Origin of the sequence: Rhodococcus sp. NPDC057297, from assembly GCF_042667435.1 — a bacterium.
Lineage (GTDB): Bacteria > Actinomycetota > Actinomycetes > Mycobacteriales > Mycobacteriaceae > Rhodococcoides.
In genome coordinates this window covers 145,912-161,057 of the sequence record NZ_JBHUZE010000004.1, presented here as the reverse complement: position 1 = coordinate 161,057, position 15,146 = coordinate 145,912, and the positions used below count along the sequence as shown (strand labels likewise).

Sequence of the window (15,146 nt, the reverse complement as noted above, 5' to 3'; positions counted from 1 at the left end):
GCTACCAGTGAGTAACCGACAGGGAGAGAGGAATCAGGAGCCCCGAACCGCTTTCACGATGTCCGCGACGGCCGTCTCCTTGTCCAACTCGACGCTCTCACCGGAGAACCGATCCCGAAGTTCGACCTTGCCGTCTGCCCATCCGCGGCCGACGACGACCACCAGAGGCATGCCGAGCAGCTCGGAGTCCTTGAACTTGACGCCAGGCGACGCCTTCCTGTCGTCGAACAGCACGTCGAGTCCCTGCAGGTTCAACTCCGACACGATCGCCTCGGCACCGTCGCGCGCAGCCTCGTCCTTGTTCGCGATGACCAAGTGAACGTCGTACGGCGCGATCTCCGCAGGCCAACGCAAGCCCTTGTCGTCGTGCATCTGCTCGGCCACCACGGCTACGGCACGCGTGATGCCGACACCGTAGGAACCCTGTACGAGCCGCACCGGCTTGCCGTTCTCACCGAGAACGTCCACCGTGAACGCGTCGGTGTACTTGTAACCGAGCTGGAAGATGTGGCCGATCTCGATTCCGCGCGCACTGACGAGCGGTCCGCGCCCGTCAGGCGACATGTCACCGTCGCGCACCTCGGCCGCCTCGATGGTTCCGTCCGGAGTGAAGTCGCGGCCGGCGACGAGGTTCGCGACGTGCTTGCCCTTGACGTCCGCGCCGGTGATCCACGACGTTCCGTCGACGATCCTGGGGTCGACGAGGTACCGAACACCGTTGGCCTGCAGGCCACGAGGCCCGATGTACCCCTTGACCAGGAAGGGGTTGGCCTCGAAGTCCGCGTCGGTGAGCAACTGGTACTCGGCGGGCTCGAGCGACGCTTCGAGACGCTTCTCGTCCACCTCGCGGTCTCCCGGGACGCCGACGGCGAGCAGTTCCCATTCACCATCGGGCTGCCGCACTTTGAGCAGAATGTTCTTCAGCGTGTCCGCGGCGGTGACGGTCCGGCCGAGATCTGCACTGTTGGCCCAGTCGACCAGTGTCGCGATGGTCGGGGTCTCGCCGGTCTCGTAGTCGACCGCCTCGGGCTGACCCTCGATGGGCAGCGAGTCCGGGCGGGCGGTGGTGACGGCTTCGACGTTGGCCGCATAGCCGGACTCGATGCAGCGAACGTAGGTGTCCTCACCGACCTCGCTCTCGGCGAGGAACTCCTCGGAGGCACTGCCGCCCATGGCGCCGGACGTGGCCGCGACGATGACGTACTTGATACCGAGCCGCGCGAAGATGCGCTGATAGGCCTCGCGGTGGGCGTGGTAGGACGCCTTCAACCCGTCCTCGTCGAGGTCGAAGGAGTACGAGTCCTTCATGATGAACTCACGACCACGCAGAACGCCTGCGCGGGGACGCTCCTCGTCGCGGTACTTGTTCTGAATCTGGTACAGGGTGACCGGCAGGTCCTTGTAGGAGTTGTACTCACCCTTGACCGTGAGCGCGAACAGTTCCTCGTGAGTCGGACCGAGCAGCATGTCATTGCCCTTGCGGTCCTTCAGCCGAAACAGCGCGTCGCCGTACTCGGTCCATCGATTGGTGGACTCGTACGGTTCACGAGGCAGCAGGGCAGGCAACGAGATCTCTTGTGCGCCGATCGCATTCATCTCTTCACGGACGACGTTCTCGATCTTCCGGAGCACCTTCAGACCCAGTGGCAGCCACGAGTAGACACCCGGTGCGATACGACGGACGTAGCCGGCACGAACCAGAAGCTTGTGGCTGTCCACCTCGGCGTCGGCGGGGTCGTCGCGGAGGGTGCGAAGGAACAACTGCGAAAGACGGGTGATCACGGGGTACGAGAGTAGTCGGTGCCCGGCGAAACGGTAACGTTGCTCCCCGTGCTCATCCTGCTCCCACCCTCCGAAACGAAGTCCGACGGCGGTGCGGGATCACCTCTCGACCTCGGCGAGCTGTCGTTGCCGGACCTCACGCCGTTGCGGCAGAAGCTCGCGGATGCCCTGGTCGAGTTGGCTGCGGACGTCGAGGCCTCGAGCGCGGCCCTCGGACTCGGTCCGACCCAGGCCGACGAAATCCAGCGCAACGCGGTGCTGTGGACGTCGCCGACCGCTCCTGCTCTCAGCCGCTACACCGGCGTACTGTACGACGCACTCGACGCCGGTTCGTTCACGCGTGCGGGCCGCGCCCGGGCCGCGGCACGCCTGTGGATCGGCTCCGCTCTGTTCGGAGTGGTCCGTGCGACCGATCCCATCCCGTCGTACCGCCTGTCCGGCGGGTCGAAGATCCCCGGATTCGGCACGCTGCGCTCACTGTGGAAGCCGGACCTGACCGAGGCACTTCTGGCCGAGGCCGACGAGCTGGTGGTCGATCTTCGATCCGGGACCTATCAGCAGTTGGGGCCGGTGCCAGGGGCGGTGACTGCGACCGTGCTGACCGAGAAGCCCGATGGCACCCGGTCCGTCGTCAGCCACTTCAACAAGCACCACAAAGGTCTGCTGGCTCGGGCACTGACGTTGACGACCGCCGAACCGAAGGACGTCAACGGAGTGGCACGGGTCGCAGCGAAGTCCGGGCTTCGCGTAGAGGTCGCGTCGCCGACCGAGTTGATCGTGCTCACCGAATGAACCCGGTTCCTTCGCTCCTGAGGCAGGGCGCCGACGCTTCGTTCGGCCGCAGCAAGGACCTGCGACTCGTCGACGACATCGCCGACCGGTTGATCGCGCTCGACGAGTTCGACCCGCAGGCACTCGGGTCGCTGGCTCTCACCAACATGATCCAGACGATGTACGAAGCAGGATGGCAACCGTTCGACCTGCTGCACATCGTGCGACGCCAACAAACGGTCGCTGTGTCTTCGCTTGCGGCAGCGGCAATTCTGCACCAATCGGATCTGACCGACGCCGACGACCGGGCGCCGCAGAGCTGGGTCGATCAGCTCTCGGAGATCTGTGCCGCGTATCCCAAAGCTGCGGCCCGAGTCGAAGCGTCTCCGAGCTTCCTGGCGGCACAGTTGTCGGCGAGCGGAAAATCGGACTACATCGCTGCCAGTGATCAATGGATCGCGGTGCTCGCGCTTCTGGGGCAATGGCAACAATTGCCGAGATGGCCGCAGATCGGGCCGCTGCCCTCACAGTGGCCACGCAAGCGTGCTCCTCGCATGGACCGCGGCGTGACGACCGGTGAATCACCGAACGGCAAGGTGCTCGGCAGGATCCGCGGATTGCTCGCGAAAGCGGACGCCACTGACTTCGAAGAAGAAGCCGAGACCCTGACCGCCAAGGCGCAGGAACTGATGACGCGGTACTCGATCGACTCGCTGCTGTTGACCGAAGGCAACGTCGACGTGATCAGCCGTCGAGTCCACGTCGACAACCCTCATGCACCTGCGAAAGCACAGTTGCTGCACGCCGTCGGCGACGTCAATCGAGTCAAGTCCATCTGGGATCCCGAGTTCGCCGTCGCTACTCTCGTCGGCTCCCCCGTCGACGTCGAGCAGACCGAACTGCTGTTCACCTCGTTGCTCGTCCAGGCGACGCGGGCACTGTCGCACTCGCCGAAAGCCAAGCGACGCAAGGGCGCTGCATCTGCTGCGTTCGGCAAGGCGTTTCTGTTCGCCTATGCCGTCAGGATCGGCGAGCGTCTCGCCGACGTCGGCGCACTCGCCCTCGAGGAGGCAACAGAACAGTCGGGAAGCCTGCTCCCGATGCTCGCCGCACAGACTGCGGCCGTCGAAGAGGAATTCGATCGGTTGTTCCCCCGGGTCCGGGCCATGCGAGGACCCAGACTCGACGCCGAAGGATGGCACTCCGGCCAGGCTGCCGCCGACGAGGCCAACCTGTCGTAGCCACGCCGATTCCCGCCGAGTAGTTCCACAACCATTCGATCGGCCCACGTCGGTGGCGCCGCAGCCACAGGTGTGCGAACAGGCTCAGGATCGACACCGTCACCAGGTAAACCGCGACCGTACCGAGGACCTTCTGCGCGGGCGCATCGAGTTTCGCCGCGATCCCGAATCCCCACCCGTAGCACAGCACCGAGGCCACCACGTTCTGGAGAACGTAGCTCGACAATGCCATTCGTCCGATCTCGGTGAGCCGCGCGGTCACGAAGCCGTCGCGATCACCTCGAACGTACAAAGCGGCCACGAACGCCAGAATCCCAAGGGATACCAACGGTGCTGTCAGGTATCGAGATACGATGATTCCAGGGTCTCCGCCCACCAGTCCTAACGCGAAGTCGATAGGCAGCGCGGCCGTCCCGAGAACCATCATCCTCCGTCGAAGAGTTCTCCCCGATGCGGACAACACTCCCGCGCGAAACAGGCTTGCCCCCAACAAGAACAGTGCAATCGACATCGGAAGGATCAACACCGTCTCGGAGCGGAACACCACAGCGTTGTCGATACGGAAGAGCACCAGATCCCAGAACGAGCCGTCCGCGTACGGGTTGGGCTGCAGCGGTGACGGCTGCGTACCCTCCGACGCGGAGGCCAGCAGTGCTGCGATCGCCGAGATCATCACGACGTGTACGCCGGCGGCGCAGATCATCCACCGCCGCTGAGCACGTTCCCCACCGACGAGAACGTACGCGACGACGAAACCGGTGACGGCATACCCCATCAGCACGTCGAATTCGGTGAACAGAAGGAAGTGCAGTACCCCGTCGACGAAGAGCAGTGCCGCCCGGATGGGGTATCGACCTGGCCACGGTTCCCCTCGCGTCGACGCCGACCGCTGCTGGATCGCAAGCCCCATACCGAACATGACGGTCAGAAGACCGAGGAACTTGCCCTGGGCGCATTGTTGCAGAATTCGTTCGACCAGACCCCACCCACCGTCACCTTTCCCGACAGCATCGAGATATCCGACGAGCCCGGATCCGCTGGTGAAGATCCAGACGTTGGTGCCGAGCGTGCCTGCAATCGCGATGCCGCGCAATACATCCAATGATCGATACCGTTCGAGCGTCGCCATGGCTCGACGGTAACGACATCGATGCATTCATCGCGTCCTCCTTTCGACGGACCCCGAAGGGAAGCAGCCCACACGTTCACGCTCGGTGCACTCGGCACAATGGACGAGTGCACCACACTCTCGACGACGTCATCACCCGCTCGACGGAACTGCTTCGCGCGAAAGATCTCGCCGGCATGTCCCAGCTCGTCGCGGACCTGCCGCCTGCCGACGCAGCGCGAATTCTCGAACGTACGGACTCCGCCGAACGAGCGGTGCTGTACCGATTGCTGCCGAAGGATCGCGCACTCGATGTGTTCGAGCAGTTCGACGCGTCGGTCCGCAGCGAACTCGTCAACGCGCTGCGAGACGACGACGTCGTCACGCTCTTCGCCGAACTGGATCCCGACGATCGCGTCGAACTCGTCGACGAACTTCCCTCCAATGTGGCGCACCGGTTGATGCAGGGACTTTCACGGACGGAGCGTGAGCTCACCGCGCCGATGCTCGGCTACGCGAAAGGATCCGTCGGACGGCGGATGAGCCCCGAGTACGTCCGTGTCCACCCCACCACGACGGCGGACCAGGCCCTGGCTCAGGTTCGGGCGATCGGAGCCGGTGCCGAGTCCGTCTATCTGCTTCCGATCACCGACGACAGCCGACGGCTCGTCGGCGTCGCGACCCTCGCCGACGTCGCCACCGCCGACCCCACGACAGTCGTCGACAACCTCTCCACGAGCCGGCCCGTCGTCACGGCCGACGTCTCCGCCGAGGAAGCCGCCCGTTCGTGCCTCGACCATCGAAGCCCAGCCGTCGTGGTCGTCGATTCGGAGAATCGCTTGATCGGCATCCTCACCATCGACCAGGCATCACGCATTCTCGAGGACGCCGAGGACGAGGACGCGGCCCGTGCCGGCGGCACCGAGCCTCTGCGCCGGCCGTACCTGGCCACTCCGGTGCTCAGCATCGTCCGATCGCGTGTGGTGTGGCTTCTCGTCCTCGCACTGTCCGCCATTCTCACCGTGCAAGTGCTGGAGATCTTCGAGCATGCGCTGGCTGCGGTGGTAACGCTCGCGCTGTTCATTCCGCTGCTGACCGGAACCGGTGGCAACACCGGATCCCAAGCCGCCACCACGGTGACTCGAGCACTTGCCGTCGGCGACGTACGCCCACGCGATATCGGCGCGGTACTGTTCCGCGAGATTCGCGTGGGCGCAACCATGGGCGCGATGCGCGGAACGCTCGGTTTCGTCATCGCAGGCCTGGTCTACGACTGGCACCTCGGCCTGGTCATCGGATCCACTCTCCTCGCGATCTGCACGTTGGCCGCAACGGTCGGCGGTGCCATGCCGCTGTTGGCCAAGAAGATCGGCGTCGATCCCGCGGTGTTCTCGACGCCGTTCATCTCGACGTTCTGCGACGCAACGGGATTGATCGTCTACTTCGCGATCGCGAAGCTCGTGCTGGGCGTCTAGGTCGATTGGGTGTCTAGGCCGATTGGGCGTCCTCCTGCGCGGCCTGGGCCTGGGCGACCTGTTGGGGGGTGAAGCGAATGAAGAACGCCGCGAGGCCTGCCACGACGGCGAGGATGGAGCAGCAGAAGAGAGCGAACATGTAGCCCGAGCTCAGGGCGCCGAGCTGGACGTCGTTCATCAACGTTGCCGGGCCCGTGGTGCCGCCGAGCGAGAGCGTCCGAGAAGTGACCAGTGCGCCGACGATCGCGAGCGCTACCGGGCCGCCGAGGGTCTGCGCGACGAGGGCGATGGCGGTCAGTGGGCCGATTTCGGTGGCCTGCACCCCGGCGATCGCGCACAGCGGCAGCGGTATCGATGCCATGCCGACGCCGAATCCGATACCGATGACCGGGAAGAAGATGCCGGGGAAGTACGACGACTCTGCGTCCATGGTGGCGACCGAGAACAGCAGCCACCCGATCATGATCAGTGCGCCTGTCATGACCAACCATCTCGGCTGAATGCGCACGACCAGTTGGGAGGTGATGAACGCGGCAGCACCCAGGCCGAAGGCGAACGGCACGAACGCGAGACCTGCGGCGAGTGGGCTGTAGCCGAGGATGTCCTGAACGAACAGAGCCACGAACGCGGCCAGGCAGAACATGACGCCGCCGGCGAAGAAGATCGCGACGAAGGTAGCGACGCGGTCCTTGCTGGCGAACAGAGAAAATGGGAGCAGCGGGTTGGCCGCTCGACGCTCGACGACGAGGAACAGCCCCAGCAGGATCAGACCCGCGACGAGGGAACCGATCACCAATGGGCTGAGCCACCCCAGTTCGGTGCCTTCGCTGAGCGCGAGGACCACGCCGGTACAGCCGAGGGTGCCGAGTATCGCGCCAGGAACATCGAGGGTCAGGCGGACGCCTGCGGTTTCCTTCAGCGACACCACCGCGAGGATGACGATCAGGATGCCGATCGGCACGTTGATCAGAAAGATCCAGCGCCAGGACACTTGCGTCAGAGCGCCGCCGATGATCAGTCCGGCGATGGAACCGACACCCGTCATCGCGGCGTAGATCGCGATGGCCTGATTACGAACCGGGCCCGGCGCGAACGTCGTGGCCACGAGCGCGAAGGCCGTCGGCGACGCCACCGCAGCGCCCACGCCCTGCAGTGCACGCGCGGCGACCAACGTCGCTTCGTTGACGGCGAGCCCGCACAACAGCGACGCGATGGTGAACAGCACGACGCCACCGAGGAACATCTTCTTGCGACCGAACGCATCGCCGAGGCGCCCGCCCAGAAGCATGAGGCCGCCGAACGCCAGTGCGTACGACGTCAACACCCAGTTGCGACCCGCGTCGCTCAATCCCAGATCCGCCTGCAGCGGCGCCAAAGCCAGATTGGCGACCGTCCCGTCGAGAACCACCATGAGCTGCAGTCCGCTGAGAACGATGATCGCCAGACCGAATGCCCTGGTGGTGACCGGGTAGACGATCTGCGTCGTGGGCGCTGCGGGCTGCGTGTGATCAGGCACGGGGGTTCACGTTACCGAGAGTTCACAGAAAAACCAGCAACGGTTCCGATTACGACGATCGCAGGTGGACGTATGCCCTCGTCCTTGACCTTCTGGGCCACCGTGGAGAGGTCCGCCCGTACCTCGCGTTGGGTACGCATCGTCCCCTCCTGGACCACGAGGACCGGCGTCGACGCGGCTCTTCCGCCGTTCATCAGCACCGCCGCGAATTTGTCGATCCGCTCGACGGCCATCAGGAGCACGATCGTGCCCTTGAGTCGCGCCAGTGCGTCCCAGTCGACGAGAGAGTCGGGGTGGTCCGGCGCGACGTGTCCGCTGACGACGACGAATTCGTGAGTCACACCTCGATGCGTCACCGGCACGCCCGCAGCGGACGGCACGGAGATCGCACTGGTGATTCCCGGCACGACGGTGACCGGGATTCCCGCGTCGGTGAGAGCTTCGAGTTCCTCGTAACCACGGCCGAAGACGTACGGGTCTCCGCCCTTGAGCCGGACGACGAACTTCCCTGCCTTCGCTCCGTCGATCAGCGCCTGGTTGATTGCCTCCTGGGCCATCGCGCGCCCGTACGGAATCTTCGATGCGTCGATGACCTCGACGTGGGGGCCGAGCTCGGCCAGCAACTCCGGCGGCGCGAGTCTGTCGGTGACCACGACGTCGGCGTAGGTCAACAGGCGACGCCCGCGAACGGTGATGAGGTCGGGATCGCCTGGACCACCGCCGACGAGTGCGACGCCGGTGTGCGGGGCGTGTGCGGCGTCGGTGACGACACCGGACTGCAAAGCTTCGAGCACCGCGGTCCTCACCGCTGCCGATCTACGGTGCTGGCCCCCGGCCAGCACACCGAGCGTGAGACCGTCGTAATCCGCCGACGCAGGCGTGACCGCGGTTCCGTCGCGCGCGACGTCCGCCCGGACGCAGAAGGTTCTGGCCCGTTCGGCCTCGGCGACGATGGCCGCGTTGGTCTCGGCTTCGTCGGTGCACGCGATCGCGTACCACGCGTCCGCAATGTCTCCGTCGCGGTAGTCCCGCAGTTCCAGCGTCACCTGACCTGCCGTCGCCCAGCCCTCCACCGCGGGCGTCGCCTCACGAGTGATGACATGAACCACCGCACCCGACGAGATCAACAACGGCAGCCGACGCTGCGCAACAGTGCCACCGCCGACGACGACAACACGCCGCCCGGACAGATTCAGGCCGACCAGATAGGGAGAATCGGTCGCGTCGGACTCACTCGATGTGGAGACATTCACGGGACGAAACGCTACCGCGTTGCCTTCAGGGCTCGCTCCCGTAGGCCTCGCTTGCGCTCGACCCGTGTTTCGTCCCAGACAGGCTCACTCGATTCGTAGACCTGCCCGTCGGATCCGAAAACGAGGAACCGGTCGAAGCTGCGCGCGAACCATCGGTCGTGGGTGACGGCGACGACGGTCCCCTCGAATGCCGTGATGGCGTCTTGCAGCGAGTCCGCGGACACCAGGTCGAGGTTGTCCGTCGGCTCGTCGAGTAGCAGCAGGGTGGCACCGGACAGCTCCAGCAGAAGAATCTGAACCCGTGCCTGCTGCCCACCGGACAGGTTGTCGTACAACTGCTCTGCGGCGAGTGACAGGCCGTAACGATCGAGTGCACGGCTCGCGGCCTCGCGTCCCATTCCGTCACGGTGCTCGTTGCCGAGATGCAGTATGTCCAGCAACGTCTTGCCGTGGAGATCCGGCCTGCTGTGAGTCTGCGCGAACAGTCCTGGCCGCACCCGCGCACCCAGCACGGCGGTGCCGCTGTGCGGTACGGGCGCGATCTCGAGTTCCTGTACCGGGAGGTGCTCCCGCTCGGGGTCGGTACCACCCGCCGCGAGCAGCCGAAGAAAGTGCGATTTGCCGGATCCGTTGGAACCGAGCACGGCCACCCGATCACCGAACCAGATCTCCGTGTCGAACGGCTTCATCAACCCGGTCAGCTCCAGGCCGGTACACACCAGCGCGCGTTTGGCGGTGCGCCCACCGTGCAGCCGTACCGTCACCTTCTGCTTCAGTGGAACCGCCTCGGGAGGGCCTGCGTCCTCGAATCGCGCGAGCCTCGTCTGTGCGGCCTGATAGCGGGCGGCGATACCGTCGTTGAACTTCGCTTTCTCCCGCAAACGGAGAACGAGCGCCCGCAGTTTCACTCGTTCCTCGTCCCAGCGACGTCGAAGCTCGTCGAGCCGGGCGTTTCTGTCCTCTCGCGCGTCGTAGTAGGTGGCGAAGCCTCCGCCGTGGACCCAGGAGGTGGCCCCGTTGATTCCTGGTTCGAGAGTGACGATGCGGGTCGCCGCATTCGCGATGAGCTCGCGGTCGTGACTGATGAAGAGAACAGACTTGTCCGATTCACGAATCGTCTTCTCCAGCCACCGCTTACCGGGAACATCCAGGTAGTTGTCCGGCTCGTCGAGTAGAAGCAACTCGTCGGAACCGGCGAACAACGCCTCGAGCACGACACGCTTCTGCTCGCCACCGCTCAACGTCGACACATCACGCCATTTCGCGACATCGAACGGCGTACCGAGCGCCGCCATCGTCACCTTGTCCCAGAACGGTTCCAGGTCATATCCCCCGATGTCGCCCCAATCCGAGAGCGCTGCAGCATATTTCATCTGCGTCTTCTCGTCGTCCGTCTCCATCATCGCGTTCTCGGCCGCGTCCAGAGCCTCGGCGGCTCGGCGCACCGCGGGCGCGGACACCGACAGCAACAGATCCAGAACAGTCGTTCCGCCGGCTCCACTCCCGACCCCACTGGTCGTTCCGCCGGCTCCACTCCCGACCCCACTGGTCGTTCCGCCGGCTCCACTCCCGACCCCACTGGTCGTTCCGCCGGCTCCACTCCCAACCCCACTGGTCGTTCCGCCGGCTCCACTCCCGACGAACTGACGCATGACCCCGAGCGCACCCGATCGGGTGACAGCGCCGTCCTCGGGTTCGATGTCGCCGGAGACGATGCGAGTCAACGTGGTCTTGCCCGTGCCGTTCGGTCCGATCAACGCCATCTTGGCGCCGTCTCCGACACGGAATCCGACGCCGCTGAGAAGCTGCCTGCCGTCGGGCAGGAAGTAGTCGATGTCGGTCAGTTCGAGGTGAGCCACGCCGACAAATCTATGTCAGGGAGTCAACGTCATTTTTCGAGTGGTGGTCAAGGTCTGTCGGCCGACGGGATCGACGTGCGCATGCTCGACGCTCACGCGCGCCGTCTCCCCTTCGGTCGTGAGCAGCATGACGCCGTTGTCGAACCACGGCCCGGCTTCGGCTTCCCAGCTGACGTCGGGCGGCGGCACCTTGGCTCCCCGTGCGAGCGAGGCCAGTACACGGGCGGCCGGACGTTTGATCGCGAGCCGGTTGACGGCACGGATCGGCAGGTTCAGCGGGTTGCGGAACGGCGACATCGTCAACTGGTACGTCGCAGGAACGTCGCCTCCCACGCCGAACTCGGCACGCGCGACGTACGAGCAGTGCACGTCGCCGGAAAGCCACATGATGCTGGCGGGTGCGTCGTCGCTTCGGGAGATCTCGCGCACGAGGGTCGCCATGTCCAGAAACGACTTTCCGAACGCAGCCCAGTGCTCGAGATCCAGGTCGATTCGAAGCTTCTCTCCTACTCGCGCCGCGAGCTTGCCCCAGCTTCCCTGTGCCACAGCCTCGTTCCACTGTTCGAGGTGATGCAGTGCGGGCAGCATGAGATACGGCAGTGACGAGCCGAAGAGCAGGTGCCTCGGAGACTTCTCGAGCGCGCGTTCCCTGACCCACGCCCACTCGACGTCGTCGACCATCGCGCGACTGCTGGGGTCGAGGTCACGAGAGCACCGGGAGTCGATCATGATCAACCGAGTGTCACCGAAGTCTCGGTAAAAGCTCCACCGGCCCGTCTCGGGTACCTCGTCGACTCGAAGCGAGAACTCCGAGAGCAAGCGTTCGCGATCCTCGTCGGTCGCAGCGGCCTTCACCTGTGCGTACAGCTCGTCTCGACCGAGCTCGTCGGGCGAGAGATTGCCCAGGTGCTGATACACCCAGTACGACGAGAACGCACCCACGACGCGGTCCTTCCACCAGGGCCTGGTCTCGATGTCGGCGCGCCACGACGCCGACGAGTTCCAGTCGTCGCGCAGGTCGTGATCGTCGAGAATCATGCACGACGGCACGCTCGCGAGCAGTGTCCTGACCGGCTCGACTCCCCACGACTCGTGGTAGAGCCACGAGTACTCCTCGAAGTCGCAGATCTCGTCGGCCGCGTCGGTGTCGCGGGCACTCGCCGGGCCGTCGCCCGCGGCTCGTCGAGCGCGCAACCTCTCGATGATCTCCGGCGACGGGTCGTCGGCATAGACCTGGTCGCCGAGCAGGAGCAGCGCCTGCGGCCATTCCTCCGGTCCCTGCCCGGCCATGCGGGTGCCGAGGCCCGCGAGCGCATCCGCGCCGATTCGCTGGAGGGATTCGTCGCTGTAATTGTCTCCGCGCCTGCAGGATCCGAATGCGAAGGTCACCGGACCGTGCCGGTCGATGGTATGAATTGCCGCGGTTGCACCCGGTTCGGGCCAGACGACGCGGCCGTCGAACGTCGAGTCGTAGGTGATGGCGGTGTCGGCAGGCAGATCGGTGAGCGCGACGAGCGCGTAGTGGTGACCGTGAACGCCCCACGTCGAAGCCTCACCGTGCACGCCGGTATCGGTGGTGACTCGGACGGTTCCCGGCCTGTCGAACTCGAACCAGAACGTCGCATCGTGCGCACCGACATAGCGGACGAGAGGACCGAGTACGAGCGGTGAAGACGTCATCGTTAACACGATGCCCTGACTCCGCCTGACGCGCTACTGTGGCCGGTCACAGCAGCGCTGCAGCGACGGTCACACCGCGCGCGCTGGTCTTCGCGAGTACGAGTCGTCCTCCGGCCGCGCGCAGCGCCGCCGCTTCGGCGACACTCGGCGTTCCGGTGGCGGCCTGCGTCCGAACGGACGGTTCGGTGACCGTCACCGCCGCAAGTTCCTCCGCGGACCACAGGTGCAGCGTCACACCGAGGGACGCGGCGACGGGCAGCATCTGAATCTCCTTCGAGGCCAGCGTGGACAACGCCCCGATCGTGAACGACGTCGGTACGACGTCATCCAGGACGGCGAGGCAATCCGACACCGATGCCGTCGACGTCGCCCCGATACCTACGACCACGTACACGGCCACCGGTGTCACGCGCCTGCTCTGGTCCCGTGGGTACGCCCGGCGGAGAATGTTGCGCAGGCACCGACGAAACGACGGACCGAATCCGGACTTCCCGCCGGGTGCGTGTGCAGGTACGACGCGTGCACGCCACCATGCACGAATCCCTCCTGCACGAATGCCCGCTCTGCCGCAGCGCTGGGGTTCCGCCACCCCCACGCGGAATGCAGATCGGCCGAGGGCGCCGGATCCACGAGCCTGGTCCGATGGAACTCGTGGCCGCTGACGCGTTGCCCGGCGTCGAACAGGACGGACGTCTCCAGCGCCACCGCGTCGCGATAGCCGAGAGTGAGCGACGTTCCGAAACGTGCTTCGACGTCGAGCACTCCGGCCATCGTGTGCCCGTCGAGTTTGCGCGCCAGGTACAGGAGCCCGGCGCATTCCGCGTGGATCGGAATGCCGCGGCCTGCCGCGGCGCGGACATCGGCGAGCAACGCAGTGTTCGACGCCAACTGTTCGGCGTGCTCCTCCGGGAAACCGCCAGGGACGACGACGCCGGCCGTGCCGTCGGGTAGTCCGTCCGTCAAAGGATCGAACACCACGACATCGGCTCCCGAAGCCCGGAGAAGTTCGATGTGTTCGGCGTAACCGAAGGTGAACGCGGGTCCCCCTGCCATGGCCACCACGGGGCGTGCCTCGTCTCTGGTGCCCACCTCGGCCGCGGGGTCCCACGAATGATCCTGCACCGACGAACGAGCCAGGGCGACGATTGCGGCGATGTCCACGTGCGCGGCGACGAGATCGGACATCGCATCGACGGCCGCCCGTGCCCGGCCTCCGTGCTCGAGCGCGGTGATCAGTCCGAGATGCCGGGACGGCACGGCCAGTTCCGCCATCCGGGGCAGCGACCCGAGAACCGGCACGCCGACACGGTCGCACGCTTGGCGGAGCACCTCCTCGTGGCGAGGACTTCCCACTCGATTCAGGATCACTCCACCGATGCGAACGGACGTGTCGAACGTCGAGAACCCGTGCAGCACAGCGGCAAGACTCTGACTGTGGCCGCGCGCGTCGACGACCAACACGACCGGCGCGCCGAGCATGGCAGCGACGGCTGCAGTCGAGCCCTCGGCTGTGGCGGCGCCGCCACCGGACATGTCGATCTTTCCGTCGAACAGGCCCATGACACCTTCGACGACGGAAATGTCGCAGCCCGCGCTTCCGTGTCGATACAGCGGACCTATGCGCTCGGCGCCGACCATGACCGCGTCGAGATTGCGGCCCGGTAGTCCGGTCGCGAGGGCGTGGTAGCCGGGGTCGATGTAGTCGGGGCCGACCTTGAACGGTGCGACACGACGCCCGGCGCCGCGCAGCGCACCCATCAGACCCGTTGCCACCGTGGTCTTTCCGCTCCCGGATGCCGGAGCGGCGATGACGACGGCGGGAACGGAGGTGGTCACCATTCGATACCGCGTTGGCCCTTGCGGCCCGCATCCATCGGATGCTTGATCTTGGCCATTTCGGTGACCAGATCGGCTGCCTCGATCAGCGCTGCAGGTGCATCACGGCCGGTGATCACGACATGCTGGTTACCCGGCCGACTCCGAAGGACGTCGACGACCTCGGCGACGTCGACCCATCCCCACTTCAACGGATACGTGAATTCGTCCAGTACGTAGAACCGATGTTCCTGCTCCGACAGCCGGCGCGCAATCTCCGCCCACCCGTCGGCGGCGGCCGCGGCATGGTCCACCTCGGACCCCTTCTTTCGGGTCCAGGACCAGCCCTCGCCCATCTTGTGCCATTCGACCGCGCCACCGACACCCGACGATTCGTGCAGTTCGCCGAGCATCTTGAAAGTCGCTTCCTCCCCCACCTTCCACTTGGCGCTCTTCACGAACTGGAACACACCAACGTCGAAACCCTGGTTCCATGCGCGCAACGCCATCCCGAACGCAGCGGTCGACTTCCCTTTGCCCGGCCCGGTGTGCACGGCCAGGACCGGCTGATTGCGACGCTGCCGGGTGGTCAATCCGTCCTGCGGTACCGATCCGGGAAGAGGAACTCCTCGAGGCATGCTTCTCG

General features: G+C 65.5%; 11 protein-coding genes and 1 pseudogene. 3 read left to right on the top strand and 9 right to left on the bottom strand.

The features are described 5' to 3' along the window. Positions 1-33: 33 nt before the first annotated feature. The gene (locus tag ACFULT_RS14170) at positions 34-1,782 is read right to left on the bottom strand and encodes a proline--tRNA ligase (RefSeq protein WP_037111494.1); all 1,749 of its coding nucleotides are present in this window, start codon (positions 1,780-1,782) and stop codon (positions 34-36) included. Between the two features lie 48 nt (positions 1,783-1,830). On the opposite strand from ACFULT_RS14170, the gene yaaA reads away from it, so the two are divergent. Both yaaA and ACFULT_RS14160 read left to right on the top strand, forming a co-directional pair. Further along, the gene (yaaA, locus tag ACFULT_RS14165) at positions 1,831-2,574 is read left to right on the top strand and encodes a peroxide stress protein YaaA (protein WP_378481743.1); all 744 of its coding nucleotides are present in this window, start codon (positions 1,831-1,833) and stop codon (positions 2,572-2,574) included. After that, positions 2,571-3,794 (top strand): DUF2786 domain-containing protein, encoded by a 1,224-nt coding sequence (locus tag ACFULT_RS14160; RefSeq protein WP_378481742.1) that lies wholly within the window; start codon positions 2,571-2,573, stop codon positions 3,792-3,794. The genes yaaA and ACFULT_RS14160 overlap by 4 nt, the downstream gene beginning before the upstream one ends. A gap of 16 nt (positions 3,795-3,810) precedes the next feature. Here ACFULT_RS14160 and ACFULT_RS14155 read toward each other — a convergent pair. Continuing rightward, a pseudogene (locus tag ACFULT_RS14155) lies at positions 3,811-4,923 on the bottom strand (DUF418 domain-containing protein); the annotation flags it as partial. A 107-nt stretch (positions 4,924-5,030) separates the two neighbouring features. Between ACFULT_RS14155 and mgtE the strand changes: the two are divergent. Beyond that, positions 5,031-6,377: a magnesium transporter gene (mgtE, locus tag ACFULT_RS14150; protein WP_378481741.1), complete on the top strand. Its 1,347-nt coding sequence runs from the start codon at positions 5,031-5,033 to the stop codon at positions 6,375-6,377. Between the two features lie 13 nt (positions 6,378-6,390). Here the strand turns inward: mgtE and ACFULT_RS14145 are convergent, their stop codons facing one another. The 7 genes from ACFULT_RS14145 to cobO are packed head-to-tail and all read right to left on the bottom strand — an operon-like array spanning position 6,391 to position 15,138. Next, the gene (locus ACFULT_RS14145) at positions 6,391-7,893 is read right to left on the bottom strand and encodes an MFS transporter (RefSeq protein WP_037111488.1); all 1,503 of its coding nucleotides are present in this window, start codon (positions 7,891-7,893) and stop codon (positions 6,391-6,393) included. Between the two features lie 11 nt (positions 7,894-7,904). Beyond that, positions 7,905-9,146: a uroporphyrinogen-III C-methyltransferase gene (gene cobA / locus ACFULT_RS14140; protein ID WP_037111485.1), complete on the bottom strand. Its 1,242-nt coding sequence runs from the start codon at positions 9,144-9,146 to the stop codon at positions 7,905-7,907. An 11-nt stretch (positions 9,147-9,157) separates the two neighbouring features. Further along, positions 9,158-11,005: an ABC-F family ATP-binding cassette domain-containing protein gene (locus tag ACFULT_RS14135; RefSeq protein WP_378481740.1), complete on the bottom strand. Its 1,848-nt coding sequence runs from the start codon at positions 11,003-11,005 to the stop codon at positions 9,158-9,160. Positions 11,006-11,020: 15 nt separating this feature from the next. Then, positions 11,021-12,685: an alkaline phosphatase D family protein gene (locus tag ACFULT_RS14130; RefSeq protein ID WP_241483834.1), complete on the bottom strand. Its 1,665-nt coding sequence runs from the start codon at positions 12,683-12,685 to the stop codon at positions 11,021-11,023. 46 nt (positions 12,686-12,731) lie between these two features. Beyond that, the gene (locus ACFULT_RS14125) at positions 12,732-13,094 is read right to left on the bottom strand and encodes a cobalamin biosynthesis protein (RefSeq protein ID WP_378481739.1); all 363 of its coding nucleotides are present in this window, start codon (positions 13,092-13,094) and stop codon (positions 12,732-12,734) included. Further along, positions 13,091-14,524 (bottom strand): cobyrinate a,c-diamide synthase, encoded by a 1,434-nt coding sequence (locus ACFULT_RS14120; protein ID WP_378481738.1) that lies wholly within the window; start codon positions 14,522-14,524, stop codon positions 13,091-13,093. The genes ACFULT_RS14125 and ACFULT_RS14120 overlap by 4 nt, the downstream gene beginning before the upstream one ends. After that, positions 14,518-15,138 carry a cob(I)yrinic acid a,c-diamide adenosyltransferase gene (gene cobO, locus ACFULT_RS14115; RefSeq protein WP_378481737.1) on the bottom strand — a complete coding sequence of 207 codons (621 nt, stop codon included), beginning with the start codon at positions 15,136-15,138 and terminating at the stop codon, positions 14,518-14,520. Before cobO ends, ACFULT_RS14120 begins: the two co-directional genes overlap by 7 nt. Between the last annotated feature and the right edge of the window lie 8 nt (positions 15,139-15,146).